The sequence below is a fragment of the Pseudomonas batumici genome, assembly GCF_036585405.1.
GTDB lineage: Bacteria > Pseudomonadota > Gammaproteobacteria > Pseudomonadales > Pseudomonadaceae > Aquipseudomonas > Aquipseudomonas batumici.
Window position 1 is genome coordinate 731,222 of record NZ_CP144470.1, and the last position, 14,344, is coordinate 745,565.

General features: G+C 62.2%; 11 protein-coding genes. 2 read left to right on the top strand and 9 right to left on the bottom strand.

Features of this window, described 5'->3' with window-relative positions; genetic code table 11:
- Positions 1-4: 4 nt before the first annotated feature.
- Positions 5-1,072 carry an efflux RND transporter periplasmic adaptor subunit gene (locus NUH87_RS02960; protein ID WP_422393969.1) on the bottom strand — a complete coding sequence of 356 codons (1,068 nt, stop codon included), beginning with the start codon at positions 1,070-1,072 and terminating at the stop codon, positions 5-7.
- Positions 1,073-1,405: 333 nt separating this feature from the next.
- Between NUH87_RS02960 and idi the strand changes: the two genes are divergently transcribed.
- Entirely contained in the window at positions 1,406-1,999 is a 594-nt protein-coding gene (idi, locus tag NUH87_RS02965; RefSeq protein ID WP_338524654.1) for an isopentenyl-diphosphate Delta-isomerase, read from the top strand.
- A gap of 152 nt (positions 2,000-2,151) precedes the next feature.
- Here the strand turns inward: idi and NUH87_RS02970 are convergent, their stop codons facing one another.
- The 6 genes from NUH87_RS02970 to NUH87_RS02995 form a co-directional block, all read right to left on the bottom strand.
- Entirely contained in the window at positions 2,152-2,424 is a 273-nt protein-coding gene (locus NUH87_RS02970; RefSeq protein WP_338524655.1) for a type II toxin-antitoxin system ParD family antitoxin, read from the bottom strand.
- Positions 2,425-2,478: 54 nt separating this feature from the next.
- Positions 2,479-4,728 (bottom strand): ATP-dependent DNA helicase, encoded by a 2,250-nt coding sequence (locus NUH87_RS02975; protein WP_338524656.1) that lies wholly within the window; start codon positions 4,726-4,728, stop codon positions 2,479-2,481.
- On the bottom strand, positions 4,725-6,374 hold the full coding sequence (locus NUH87_RS02980; protein WP_338524657.1) for a VRR-NUC domain-containing protein: 1,650 nt from the start codon (positions 6,372-6,374) through the stop codon (positions 4,725-4,727). The genes NUH87_RS02975 and NUH87_RS02980 overlap by 4 nt, the downstream gene beginning before the upstream one ends.
- Positions 6,375-6,466: 92 nt before the next feature.
- Positions 6,467-7,918 (bottom strand): PLP-dependent aminotransferase family protein, encoded by a 1,452-nt coding sequence (locus tag NUH87_RS02985; RefSeq protein ID WP_338527063.1) that lies wholly within the window; start codon positions 7,916-7,918, stop codon positions 6,467-6,469.
- A 27-nt stretch (positions 7,919-7,945) separates the two neighbouring features.
- The gene (locus NUH87_RS02990; protein WP_338524658.1) at positions 7,946-9,436 is read right to left on the bottom strand and encodes a hypothetical protein; all 1,491 of its coding nucleotides are present in this window, start codon (positions 9,434-9,436) and stop codon (positions 7,946-7,948) included.
- 626 nt (positions 9,437-10,062) lie between these two features.
- A complete protein-coding gene (locus tag NUH87_RS02995; protein ID WP_040067822.1) occupies positions 10,063-11,085 on the bottom strand; it encodes a zinc-dependent alcohol dehydrogenase family protein in 1,023 nt (340 codons plus the stop codon).
- 201 nt (positions 11,086-11,286) lie between these two features.
- On the opposite strand from NUH87_RS02995, the gene NUH87_RS03000 reads away from it, so the two are divergent.
- Positions 11,287-12,201, top strand: a complete 915-nt coding sequence (locus NUH87_RS03000; protein ID WP_338524659.1) for a LysR family transcriptional regulator — start codon at positions 11,287-11,289, stop codon at positions 12,199-12,201.
- Between the two features lie 94 nt (positions 12,202-12,295).
- Here NUH87_RS03000 and NUH87_RS03005 read toward each other — a convergent pair whose 3' ends face one another.
- Both NUH87_RS03005 and NUH87_RS03010 read right to left on the bottom strand, forming a co-directional pair.
- Entirely contained in the window at positions 12,296-12,682 is a 387-nt protein-coding gene (locus tag NUH87_RS03005) for a hypothetical protein (RefSeq protein ID WP_338524660.1), read from the bottom strand.
- 131 nt (positions 12,683-12,813) lie between these two features.
- Entirely contained in the window at positions 12,814-14,208 is a 1,395-nt protein-coding gene (locus NUH87_RS03010) for a PLP-dependent aminotransferase family protein (RefSeq protein ID WP_338524661.1), read from the bottom strand.
- Positions 14,209-14,344 lie beyond the last annotated feature (136 nt).

The following is a 14,344-nucleotide window of genomic DNA, read 5'->3' on the forward strand; positions in this document are numbered from 1 at the left end:
AACCTCACTGGTTGACCACCTTCACCGGGGAACCGTTATCCAGTTTGTCGGCCCCTTCGGTAATCACCTGCTCCCCGACTTTTACTCCATTCTCCAGCACCGCCGTCAGGTCGCCGCTGGTCGGCCCGCTCTTGATCGGCCGCAGGCTGGCCTTGCTGCCTTGCACCACAAAGACGAAATCGCCCTTGCTGCCGTGCTGGATCGCCAGCGTCGGCACCACGGCGACCTGCTGCAAGGTGTCGGCCTTGAGCCGGGCATTGACGAACTGATTGGGGAACAGTGCGTTTCCGGCGTCGTTGAATTGCCCCTTGACCCGCACCGTGCCGGTGGTGGTATCGACCTGGTTGTCCAGGGCCAGCAAGGTCCCGCTGGCCAGCAGGTTGTGTTTGTTGCGGTCGTAGGCCAGGACATCCACCGGTCCCTTGGCCATGGCCTGGTCGATGGCGCCCAGATCATCCTCCGGCACCGCGAACACCACCGTGGCCGGGTTCATCTGGGTGATCACCGCGATGCCGGTGGTGCTGCCCGCAGCGACGAAATTGCCGGGGTCCACCAGGCGCAGTCCGACGATGCCCTCCACCGGCGAGGCGATGGTGCAGTAACTCACCAGCACCTGCAGGTTCTGCACCGCACCGTCATCCGCCGCCACCGTCCCCAGTTGCTCTTGCACCGTGGCGACCTGGGTATCGAGGGTCTGTTGGCTGACCGAACCGATCTTGATCAGTTGGCGGAAACGCGCCAGGTCACGCTGGGCATTGACCAGCACCGCCTGGTCGTGGGCCAGCACGCCCTTGGCCTGCGCCAGTTGGGCCTTGAGCGCCCGGTCGTCGATTCGCGCCACCACCTGGCCCTTGCTGACCCGCTGCCCCTCCTTGAACTCCACCGAGGCGAGGATCCCTGAGACCTGGCTGACCACGGTCACGCTGCGGGTCGGCGTCACCGTCCCCAGGGCATCGATGTAAACCGGCACATCCATCAGTTTGACGGCGACGGCGGTCACGGGATCGCCCAGGGAGGGTGGCTTGGCTTTGGGTTTGCTCAAGCCGTGATAGAGCGCCCAGCCACCCGCCAGGAGCACGAGCACCACGATGACCAGCGCAATCCTGCTGCGTTTCACTCATCGCTCCCCGGGGGGCCCGCTTCTGCACCGGCAACGGACATCACCCTGTGTATTGAAGGTTAGTCTGCTATCGAGGGTGCGCCCGGGAAGCTGAACGCCAGCTTTCTGGGTGGGTGTGCGGATCGTGAAACTCTTGTCAGTTAAAGAAGTGACTTTATTCGCCCTTCCTTGCGGTTGGCCAAACACAATCTAGTGTCTATTGGGAGCACCCAAGAAAACCTCAGCTCGACCCACGTATTCTGGTCTGCAGTCCTATGGTGACAAAGACACCACGGAGTCCGAGTCTTGGAAGAAACCCTCATTCTGGTGGATGAGCACGATAACGAAACCGGCAGTGCGCAAAAGCTGCTCATCCATCAACAAGGCCTGCGACATCGGGCTTTCTCGATCTTCATTTTCGACGAACACGGGCGTTTGCTGCTGCAACAACGTGCCCTCGGCAAATACCACTCACAAGGCCTGTGGACCAACACCTGTTGCGGTCATCCGCGCATGGGCGAACAGACCCTGGCTGCCGCACAACGGCGCCTGTTCGAAGAAATGGGCCTGACCTGCCCACTGACGGAAGTGGCGTCCCTGCTCTATCGAGAACAGGTCTCGAACGATCTGATCGAGCATGAGTTCGATCATCTGTTCGTCGGTACCAGCGACACCCCTCCCGTTGCCAATCCCGAGGAAGCCCTGGACTGGGCCTGGCTGCCGCTGTCCGACATCTCGGGGTACATCGCCGCCGAACCGGACAAATACACGGCCTGGTTCCGCAAGATCTTCGACACCTACACCCTCACGGGTTTACGCGCCTGGCAAAAAATCACGCTCGCGGCCCCTTCGACCAGCCATTTGGGGGAGCCCACAGAATTCAAAAAAATCGGGGGCTAAGACTTTCTTAGGCTAGCAGCGGGCTCTCTTGCGATTACGCAGAGATGAAGGAAATTTAGGATATTTTCGCTGTAGGTTATTGCTTTAGATGTAGCGATAAAGCGCAGCCAACTGCTCCAAGGCTTCCGGTGCAAACCCAACGGTATACGCCATTACGATTTTACAGGGGCGTCCTGGTGCTCTGCCAACAGCCGGGCTCGCACCTGATCGACGCTCAGTGCGCGTGAGGGGTCAGCTTTCAAGGCATCGTAAGCCGGGGCTACTTGGCCAACGAGCCAGCTTTCCAAGGCACGATCACGGGCCTGCAGTGCCCGCTCACGAATCACTTCGCTTTCAGTGGCATATTCACCGGCAGCCACCTTGGCTTTCACCACGTCGGCCATCTGGTTAGGCAGAGTGATGCTGAACTGTTGAGTGCTACGCATGATGATTCTCCCGGATAACATAGGATTTAATCCTATTAAGTCATTACTTAGATGTCAGGCCTGCCACCAACGCGGCAATAGCTGCCGCACCTTGGCCTCGGCGAAGCGATCATCGATCAACAGCACCACGCCGTGATCCTGCTGGCTACGGATCACCCTTCCCGCCGCCTGCACGACTTTCTGCACCCCCGGGTACAGGTAGGTGTAGTCGTACCCCGCGCCGAACAGTGCCGCCATGCGTTGCTTGATCTGCTCATTGACCGGGTTCAATTGCGGCAATCCCAGGGTCGCGATGAACGCACCGATCAGCCGCTGGCCGGGCAAGTCGATGCCCTCGCCAAAGGCCCCGCCCAGGACCGCGAAGCCAATGCCCTGGCTGTGCTCGGTGAACTGCTCGAGAAAAGCCTGGCGCTGGCTTTCCTCCATGCGCCGCGATTGCTGCCAGAGCGGGATGTGCGGGTGAGTGTCGGCCAATAGCTGCGCCACCTGCTGCAAATAGTCGAAGCTGCTGAAGAACGCCAGGTAGTTGCCGGGGCGCTGGGTGAACTGTTCGGCCATCAACTCGACGATGGGTGCCAACGAGGCCTGGCGGTGCACGTAGCGGGTGGAAATCCGGCTGATGATCCGCAGGTCCAGTTGCTCGCGCTTGAACGGCGACTCCACATCGATCCACGCAGTGTCCGTCGGCAGGCCCAGCAGGTCGGCGTAGTAGTGCCGGGGGCTGAGGGTCGCGGAAAACAGCACACTGCTGCGGGCCGCCGTCAGCCGCGGACGCAGGAACCCGGCCGGCACCACATTGCGCAGGCACAACTGCGAACTGCGGCGCTGGCCGGTCTCACGCAGGCTGATGTCGAACAGATAATGCTCGTCGAACAGTTCCCCCACCCGGGAAAACTGCAGAAGCTCGAAGTAGAACCCCTGGAGCTCGCCATCGATGCCTTGCGCCTGCTCATTGAGGTAGTCGCCGATCGCCGATACGCACAAGCCGATGGCGTTCAACAGCTTGGTGGGAACCTGAGCATAGGCCTGGTAAGGGCTGACCTGCTCCTTGTGCAGGGCATTCCATTCACGGTTCAGGCGCTGGAACGACTTTTTCAAGGCATCGGGTACGCTGCGCCGGACACTGTTCATGACCTGCTGATCCAGGCTGGCGCTGTACATCTGCCGCCCGCGCTCCACCAGGTTGTGGGCTTCGTCCACCAGCGTCGCAACCCGCCACTGGTTGGCCTGGGCCAGCCCGAACAACAGCGCGCTGAAGTCGAAGTAATAGTTGTAGTCGGCCACCACGCAATCGCTCCAACGGGCCATTTCCTGGCTCAGGTAATAGGGGCAGATGCCATGGTCCAGGGCGATGCTTCGCAGTGCCTGCTGGTTGAGCAACGGCACGCCGACCGCAGCCTGCCGTGCAGCGGGCAGGCGATCATAGAATCCCCGGGCCAAGGGGCAGGACTCGCCGTGACAGGCCTTGTCCGGGTGCTCGCAAGCCTTGTCCCGGGCGACCAGTTCCAGCACCCGCAGCGGCAGCTCCGGGGAGCGCTCGTAGAGGACCTGCGCCGCATCCAGCGCCAACTGCCGGCCGGGGGTCTTGGCGGTGAGGAAAAACACCTTGTCCAGTTGCTGCGGGGCCAGGGCCTTGAGCATCGGGAACAAGGTGCCGAGGGTCTTGCCGATCCCGGTCGGCGCCTGGGCCATCAGGCAACGCCCGGTGCTGACGGCCTTGTACACCGTCTCGGCCAGAACCCGTTGCCCCGGGCGAAAATCTTCATGGGGAAAGGCCAGGTCCCGGGCCGCCTGGTCGCGGGCCTGTCGATGGTCGGCCTCCTGCTCGGCCCAATGCAGGAAACGTTCGCACTGCTGCGCAAAGAACGCCTCGAGATCCGTGGCGCTCCAGGTTTCCCGCAGCACGGTTTCCTGTTCGCTGACAATATCGAAGTACACCAGGGCCAGGTTGATTTGCGCCAGTTGCAACTGCTGGCAGACCAGCCAGGCGTAGATCCTCGCCTGGGCCCAGTGCAGTTGACGGTGATTGGCCGGCTGCGTGGCGAGGTCGCCACGGTAGGTCTTGATCTCTTCGAGCAGGTTCTGCCCCGGGTCATAGCCATCCGCCCTGCCCTGGACCTTGAGCTGGCGGTAATGCCCTTCCACCGGCAGTTCCGCTTGATAACCCGCACCGCGACGCGAGGCCACGGTGCGATGGCCGAGCATGCCCTCCTGGGCAGTGGGCGACGGCGTGAAGCGCAGGTCCAGGTCGCCGACCTTGGCGGTGAATTCGCACAGGGCGCGCACGGCAACGCGGTAAGTCAAAGGTCCTCCGCTGCCCACTGCACGTAACAGACGGCAATCGGCATCTGGTGCTGCCGGCAGAATTCCAGCCAGCGCAACTGGTTGTCCTGCAAGCGGTCACCGGGGCCTTTGACTTCGATCATCCGGTAGCTCTTGTCGGCCGGCCGGAACTGGATCAGGTCGGGCATGCCGGCGCGGTTGGCGCGGATGTCCAGCAGCAGGCGTTCGAACCAATGCTTCAGATGCTCGGCGGGCAGGCAGTCGAGGGCCTGCTCCAGTAACTCCGGGGTCAGGATATTCCAGAACACAAAGGGCGATTGGAGCCCCCATTTGGCGGCAAAGGTGGCGCGAATACTGTCCTGGTAACGGCCGTCCTCCAGTTGTCCCAGGCACTCGGCGAACAGTGCCGCGCGCCGGGCGTGGAAGTCTTCGTCGTGCAGGTCCGCCGGACCGCTCTGGAATGGGTGGAAAAACGCCCCCGGCAGCGGCGCGAAGATCGCCGGCCAGCACAGCAGGCCGAACAGCGAGTTGACCAGGGTGTTTTCCACGTAGTGCACCGGGGCCTGCGGCTCGTGCAGGTGCCGGGCGACGCCTTCCTCGACGGACAGGGCCGGGTTATTGACCAGCACCAGGTCCAGCCGGGGCACCTCCGGCGCTGCCTTCGGCGCGATGGCCGGCAGTCCGAGCCTGCGCCGCAACCGGGGCAGGATGCGCAACAGATGTTGCTGTTCCTCGGCGCTGCGCGGTGCGTCCTGCGCCTGCAGCGCCAGGTCCATGGCTTGCTGGAACTCGCCCAGGCGTTCGAGCACGCGGATCTGACGCAGGCGCGCGGCCGGGTAGCCGCAACCGCAATAGATCGCCAGCGCACCGGGCCAGTCCTGCAGGCGCTCGCTCTGTTGCCCGAGCTGGAACAGCAGTTTGTCTCTGCGCCGTTCCAGCCAGGGGTTGTCGGTGTCCAGCTGGTTGACGTGTTCGCGTATCAGGCCTGGATCGTCTCCGGCATCGAGGGCTTCGCGAGCCCTGTGCAGATGCAGGTAGCCGTCCAGGTCGGCGCGGTTGCGCAGACCGCGGGACGACGCGCAGAACTCGACCTTTTCATAGGTAAAGATACCCAGGTCAGCCAGCACGAATTCAGACCAGTCCTGATACAGGTTGCCGAAGAACATCAGCCGCAGACGGTCGCACAAGGGCATCACCTGCAGGCTGTAGAGCTGATCGGGAATGGCCGGGCACCACTGGGCAAACGAGCGGGTCTCATCGAACCGCGCGGCCAGTTGCGCATAGAGTTCGGGTTTGTTGGCCTTGGGTTGAACGAGGTCCGCCTTGAAGGCCTGCACCAGCTCGGCCTTTTGCAGGAGCGCAAAAAGCTGCGCCAGGCTCAGCGGCGCGTCATCGCGCACCCAGCCCAGCGCCAGCAACGGCTGCACCGCCTGCCCGGGCTCGCCGATTTCGTCATAGCTCAGCTTGCCGGCCCGAAAGTGCTCGCCCTTGCGCATCACCATCCTCACCAGCAAGGCCCGGGAGGCCTTGGGCAAACCGGCGAAATCGCGGATGAAGGCGTGCTCCTGCTCGTCCAGCAGGTCGGCATAACGCTGGGCCAGCCAGTCGAGCACTTGCTGGAAATTGTTCAGGTAGTAGAACGGATCGTCGAGGGGCTGGGTTGTCACGGGCGGGAAGGACCACGGTTATCCAATGCTGGTTATGCATACAGATAACAGGCCATCCCGCCGCTGGCAAATACAAACGGACCAAGGGCGGCTCAGTCGAGCTGTTCCAGGCGCAGGGCATCGGCCAGGACGCCCAGGGCCTGGTCCAGGTGGCGATGGGAGGTGCTGCATAGCCGCAGGTGCTGTTGATGCAGGCCATGCAGGCTGAACAACTCGCCGGGGGCGACGACGATCTTGCGCTCCAGCAATCGCTCGAACACCTTGCGCATGTCCACCGGCCGGCTCGCCTGTGCCCATACCGTCGCCCCGCCCTGGGGCGGTACGAAGGCCAGGCTGTCGCAAAGACGCTCGCCCAGCAGCCCGATCATGTGCGTCATGCGCTCCTGCAACAAACGGCGCAAGGTCGCCAGGTGCTGATCGATCCGGCCGCTGCTGTAGAGCCGGGCGATGGCCTTCTGGCGGGTCGGCGACATGCGGAACGAACGCAGCAGGAAATGCCGCTGCAACTCCGCCCCCAGGTGCCGGGACAGCAGGTAGCCGAAAGGCGCCTCGGCCCCCATGATCCGCTCGAAGCTGGCGAACACCACCAGGCGATCCGGGTCCACCAGATCCCGCATGCGCGGGCCGCAAGGCTCGAAGGCACACTCGCCATGGCTGTCGTTTTCCAGCAGCCAGATACCGAAACGCTCCAGCAACCGGGCCAGGTGCTGGCGCTGCGCGAGGGGCATCAGGCTGCCACGGGGCACGCTGAGCCCCGAAGACATCAGCAGCAGCTTGACCGGCTGGGTCTGCAGCAAGTGCTCCAGTGCCGCCAGGTCAAAGCCACCGTCGTCCAGCAGCGGCAGCTCGACGATGTTGACGCCGCCGGCCTGCAGCAGGCGCAGGATCACCCAGTCACAGGGCGACTCCACCAGCACCGTGGCATGCTTGAGGCTCAGCGCGGCCATCAGGGTTTCCAGCACGCTGCGCAGGTCCGCACCGATGTAGACATCGTCGGCATGCCAATAGCGCTGGGCCGAGGTGGTGTAGCGCACCGCCAGGGCGGTACGCAGCTCCAGTTCGCCGAAGGGTTGGAACTGCGGGGCCTGCTGACGCGGGTATTGGCGCACCAGTTCGCGTTCGAGCAACAGCAGTGGATTGTCCAGCGACAGCAGCAGCGCCGGTTCATCACTGCTCAGCACCAGCGTACCGGGGCGCCGCGAATGCACATACAGGCGCTCCAGCACATCGGCGCTGCCACTGACGAACGAAACACCGGAGACCGGCAGCGCGTAATAGCCCGACTTGGCGAGCGAGTACACCCGCCCCTCCTTTTCCAGCAGGGAATAGGCGTACTGGATGGTCGAGATCGACACATCCAGGCGTTCGGCCAGCTGGCGCAAGGACGGCAGCTTGACCCGGGCATCGGTCTCGATCTCGCTGATCAGGCTGACCAGATAACGATAGACCGCCTGGTAGGCAAAGTCCGAGTGTTTGCGTCCCTTGTCGGGTGACGGTTGAGGCGCGTCCTGGGGCGCGGACGAATCCGCGCCTGGCTTGGGAATGTCTGAAACTATCAATACCAATCCTTTTTAACGTCCCGACAAGACTTCTTTGAACACCTCACCGTTGTCGGGATTGACGATGTCGATGCGGTGCTTGTCCGGATCGCTGGCGCGGACCCGGGCAATCAGCGAACTGACGCCGGAGAAGTCCACCTGGGCCTTGGTGTAGAGATCGCCCAGCAACGCCGGCGTCAGGCCGCTGACTTCGTTCAGCCATTGCCAGATCTGCTCGGGCACGACTTGCCCCGCCAGGGCCTTGTGCAGATCCGGCAGGGCCACGAGCATGCCGGGATGACAACTGCGCAGGAACGGCTCGAGCCCGTTGCCGCGGTTGACAAAGGGGGCGAACAACAAACAGGTCAGCTGGGCTTCGCTCAGGCCAAAGGCCTCTTGCGCGTAGGCACTGGCCAGTGCTCGTCGATCCAGCACCTTCTCGCTGCTGTCATAGGCGGCCATGGCGTGCTCCACCAGCCGTGCCGGCATGCGCTTGCGACGCATCAGGGTTTCAGCCAATTGCAGGTACTCGCCAATACCGGCCTCGTAGCTCAAGCCCCTGACGTACTGCGCCTGCAAACCGCGCATATGCGCCATCAGCAAGGGATTGGCACAGTCGGACTCGCTGAAGTGAAAGGCCAGGTCATCGAACTGGAAGCCGAGAAACTCCGTCAACAGCGGCCAGCGCTCCTCCAGATCACGGCCGACCAGGTCGTAGACACTCACCAGCATGGGCGCCGAGGCCCGGCTGGAGCGACTGATGGCCGGGCCCTCGGGCTCCACCAGGGCTTCGCCATACAACTCGCGGGAGTAATCCTGGCTCAGGTCGTGGCAGGCTTTCACCGCCTCGTCGAACTCCAGCGCCCGCCCTGCCCGCTCCGGCTTCTCGGTCGCCCGCAACAGCCAGGTCATGTACTGCTTCTGCTCCCGGGGCGAATCGCCGCTGACCAGGGCATCGACGCCCTTGTCCCAGGCGCTGGAGCGCTCGTAGAAGTCGGCCATGGACAGATAGCAACCGTTGCAGAATGTCGCTCGCCCATCGCCCGCCGTCAGGTGGCCGCTCATGAGCAGGTTGCGGCGGTTGAGATCACGATTGAGTTCGGACATCGGCAGGCGATGATTGAAGGGACGGACATGTTTGTTGTCCACCATCAACAGCTCGACCCGGGGATCGTCGTAGACAAACAGGGCACTGTAGCTGCGATGGATATTGTGCATGACCCTGGCGGTCACCCCGGGATGACGCAAGGTGGCGACGCGCAGGCTGAACGTGGCCGGTGAACGTCCGGCAATACTGAGTTGCGCCGCCCGCAGGAACGCCAGTGTATAACTGCTGTCCTTGCCGCCACCGTGGGCCACCATGACTTTGAATTCACCAATACGCTCGATACCGCCCGCCGCTACGATCAGGCGTTGAATCAACAACTGCAGGGCAATACGTTCAGCGCGCGTGAAGTAACTCATCAGACGCTGCAACACCTGCTGGTAAACATAATTCATTGCCTGCTCATGAATGGAGCTCATAGCCTTTATACACCTGGATTGAGTTCAGTGTCGGGCAAACAGCGCTCGTCATTACCGGCAGTTGCCGGGTCAGGCGGAAGATCACCTGCCCGATATAACCCTGAATGCGGACAGGCAACACCCGAAGTATTGCACAGGTCTGAAACACCCACGGCAAGAGCTTTCGAGCATGACCGACGTCACTGATTGCCAGTTAGCGTTGGGAGTCTGCGTGCCAATAAAAACATCCTAGGAATATTCTTACGGCGACCTACAACTAATAACTACCCGCAAGCGATTAACGACATAAAAAACCTGTCTTCACCCGTTTCCCTGAAAACAAGATATTCCACGCAGTGGCTCCAGGCGGGCCCAAGCTGAAACTTCGAAGAACAGCAGGACTCCGATAAAGCGGATGATACTGAACCATAACTCATTCCTTGAGCTGTAAGTGACCGTTCAATTATCAGCACTTGCCCGGCGATTAACAGATACAGAATCCGGCAAAAAACCGGTTCAGTTGATGACATGTTTCGGCGTACGGAAAAATCCGAAAAAGTTGTTAAACCATGTTTCTGGGAGCCAATAAAAAACCCCGTATCGCGGGACGATACGGGGTTGTGTGGACTCAGACCAACGGGGTCGGCTCAGCTGGGCTCGACTTGCAGCGCCACCCGCCCGCGACAAGGGCAGCCGTCCATGTAGCGATGGGCCTCGACAAAGTCGTCGAAGGCAAAGGTGCGGATTTCCAGCGGCGGCAACACGCGATCGGCCGTCAACTGGTTGATGTCGCGCAAGGCCCTTTGCAGCGCCGCCTGGTCCTGGAGGATGCCCAGTTCCGGCTTGCCGGTGAAGTTGCCGATACAGTGCACGAAGAACTGAATGTTCTTCTGGAACGCCGCGCACGCCGGGAACGGTGTCTGGTTGCCGCCCTGCAGGCCGTAGAGCACCAGGCTGCCGCGCGGCGCCAGGACATCGCCGAGCATCGACATCTGCGGACCGCCGAGGCCGTCGAAGACCATGTCGACGCCGCGCCCGTCGGTGTACTTGTTGACCTGCATCAGCAGGTCCTGCTCCTCGGTGACAATCACTTTCTCGGCGCCCAGGCCCAACAGGTACTCGCGCTCTTCCGGGATCTTGGTGGCGGCAATGACCCTGGCACCCAGGGCCTTGCCCAGTTGCACGAAGGACGGCCCGGCACAGTGGCTGGCATCGGTGACCAGGGCGAATTGCCCCGGCTTGAGCCGCGCCAGGTCCACATAGGCGAAATAGGCCACCAACAGTGGCGTGTAGTGCACGCTGGCCTGGACCGGCGTCAATACATCCGGATAACGGGTCAGGGCCGAACGTGGCAGGACGATCAGCTCGCCATAGACCGGATAATCGTTGGCGCTCTGGGCTGGGAAGCTGGCGACCTTGTCGCCGACGGCCAGGTCCTCGACACCCTCGCCCACCACGGTGACCACACCGGCCATTTCATGGCCGATGCCGGCCGGCAGACGGGCCTGGGACGAAGCCAGGTTCTGACGCCAGAGCACGTCGTGCCAACTGATGCCAATGGCCTCGACGCGCACCTGCACTTCGCCCGGCGCGGGCAGAGAGGCCGTATGCTCTTCGCACTTGAGCACCTCGGCCGGACCAAACTTGTGAAAACGGATCGTGCGCGACATCGCAAACCTCGTCAAATGAACCTCTAATGCCTCGAACTCTAGCCGGGCTCTTCTCGCAAGACCATCAGTGGCTATTAATAGTCGACATGCCTGTCATTGATTGGCGGCCATTGTACACAGTTCAATTTTCCGTGCGAATCAACCACCTTTGCCCGTAAGATTCACCTTCCTCGTCAGTGAACGTCTTGTGAAGCGAACCCGATGAACCGTAACGACTTGCGTCGCGTCGATCTGAACCTGCTGATCGTGTTCGAAACCCTGATGCACGAACGAAGCGTCACCCGGGCCGCGGAGAAGCTGTTCCTCGGCCAGCCGGCGATCAGCGCGGCGTTGTCACGCCTGCGCAGCCTGTTCGATGACCCGTTGTTCGTGCGTACCGGCCGCAGCATGGAGCCTTCGGCCCGGGCCGTGGAAATCTTCGCCCTGCTCTCCCCGGCCCTGGACTCGATTTCCACCGCGGTCAGCCGCGCCTCGGAGTTCGACCCGGCGACCAGTACCTCGGTGTTTCGCATCGGCCTGTCCGATGACGTCGAGTTCGCCTTGCTGCCGCAGTTGCTCAAGCGCCTGCGGGCCGAGGCGCCCGGTATCGTGCTGGTGATCCGCCGCGTCAACTATCTGCTGATCCCGGCCAAGCTGAGCTCCGGCGAGATTTCCATCGGCGTGTGCTACACCACCGACCTGCCCGCCAATGCCAAGCGCAAGGTCCTGCGGCGCAGCTCGCCCAAGTTGCTGCGGGCCGACAGCATGCCCGGCCCGATGTCGCTGGATGACTTCTGCGCGCGCCCCCATGCGTTGGTGTCCTTCGCCGGCGACCTGAGTGGTTTTATCGATACCGAACTGGAGAAGCTGGGACGCAAGCGCCATGTCGTGCTCGCGGTGCCGCAATTCAACGGCCTGAGCACCCTGATCGCCGGCACCGACATCATTGCCACCGTGCCGGACTACACCGCCGATGCGTTGACGGCGGCCGGTGGGGTACGGGCCGAGAACCCGCCACTGGAGACCCAGACCTTCGAACTGCACATGGCCTGGCGCGGTTCGCAGGACAACGACCCGGGCGAGCGCTGGTTGCGTTCGCGGATCCAGATGTTCTGTGGCGATCCGGACAGTCTCTGAAATCAATCGCCGTCATTCCCGGACGACACACGCTCACAGCGTCAGGCCCCACCTTGCGCCAGATGGGGCCATGGAGCGCGGAGAAGACGCAAGGTCACGCTTGCCGCGGATAGCGCAAAGGATCCGGCGCCTCGATCCTCGGCACTTCGAGCAGCCGCACCTTGTTGTCCCCCTGGGCAGGAGACTGAAACCGCGTCTTCATCAGTTGCGCGACCTTGAAGATGTCCTGCACGCACTGCCGATCGAAGGCACCGTGAAGTTCAAGGTGTTGGCCGCTCTTGTCGTGATAGATCTGCAAGGAGTAGCGAAGCGAACCCGACTGCCCGCCGCTGCCCAGCAATACCGTGGTAAACCCGCGTCCCAGGTAGCTGCGTAACTGGTCCTGCAAGGCATCCTGGATGTCGATGGGCGTTTCTTCAGCCCAGCGCTCAGCAGTAAAAAAGGGAAATAGAGGGTCGACTGCTCGTATTTTGTTTTTCATGATCACCTCGATGCGCACTCGGCGCTGTCGAGACTAGCTTAACCGGACGTCTGACTCACGGCGGTCAAGACGCTGTAATCTTAAGTAAAGATTAGCTGACATATCTGCGCCGAGAGCACCGCGGGCCTGCGTCAAGGCGTGCTCGGCTTGAGCCCCTGACTCTCGGCAAGAAAGCACCAGACGGCAGGGTCCTCGCTTAACGCCGCATTGAAGCGCAGCCAGGGGGCGGCCTCCAGGTCGGGGCGGAAGATGCAGCCGGGAGACAACAGGATATTCTGCTTGAGCCCTGCGCGGGTAAGGGCCACGGGATCGAAACCGTCCTGGTCGCTACCGATCCACAGATACGGTGCCGGAGCAATCGGCGCCCAGCAGTGCCAGCCGATCCGTTGCAGTTGTTGGCGAGCAAACACCTGGGCCTGCAACAGCCGATCGCGCAGTTTCTGATAGCGTTTGCGCTGGTTACCATCATTGAGCATCTGCAAGGTCAACTGTTCGCAAAGCTGTGAACTGTAGAGGCCGGTGGTCATCTTGTAGTGCAGCAACGCTTCGGCCACTGCCGGCTCGGCGGTGACAAAGCCGACCCGCAGCGAAGGCGCCATGTCCTTGGACAGGCTGCCGATGTAAATCACCCGCTGCAGGTTGTCGAGAGCCGCCAGGGGTGGCTGGTGGTTCTGTGCCAACTGCCCATGCACGTCATCCTCGACGATCCAGCAATCGTGGGTATCGGCCAGTTGCAGCACACGATGGGCCACCGCCGGGCTGTAACTGGCGCCGGTTGGGTTCTGCAGCCAAGGGTTGGTGAAAAACGCCTTGGGCCGATGACGGACCAGCAGTTCGTCAAGTTTCGCCACATCCGGCCCCTGCGGGGTCCAGGGCACCCCGACGATCTTGACCTTGTGGTCGCGCAGGTTGGCCAACAGGTTGATATAGCCGGGGTCATCCACCAGCACACAATCACCCGGTTGCAATAGCGTGTTGATCACCATGTTGAGCGCCTGGCTGGCGCCATGGGTGAGCACGATGTGCTCACTTTGCGCAGGCACCCCGCGCTCGCCAAGGTGGCGTTGCAGCCATTGCCGAAGGGCGAGGACGCCGCGGGGCTCGCCGTAATCGGCAATCCGTCCCGAGCCACGCCCCAGGCTACGCAGGGCCAGGTGCAGGCCCGCCTCATCCAGCCAGGACTCAGGCACCCCGCCGCCGCCCGGTTGCAGGGCATCGGCAGCCGGATGAAAACCATCATCGAGCAGCCAATAAACGTCCGCCAACGGTGCCGTACTGCGTTGCTGTTCAAGACTCGGCGAGGTCCGGGCGACAAAGAAGCCGGCCCCCTTGCGCACCTCGACATAACCCAAGGCCACCAGCCGGTCGTAAGCCTGCACGACGGTGAAGGTACTGACTTCGAACGCCTTGGCGGCGGCGCGAATGGAAGGTAAACGAGCGCCTTGGGCCAGTTCGGCCTGATCGATCAATTGCGAAAAATGCTGCACCAACTGACCGATACGCGATGTTTTCCGAGGCGAATTCATTGCGCTGTGCAGCCTTTTCATCCAATACAGATGCGCCCATTCTAGGGGCTGCTGTGTATGGAATGAAAGTTGATATCGCGTAGCTTGGCTTCACGCCGATCGCCCCTTGACGGCGGTCATGCAGGGCGGCTCGGCC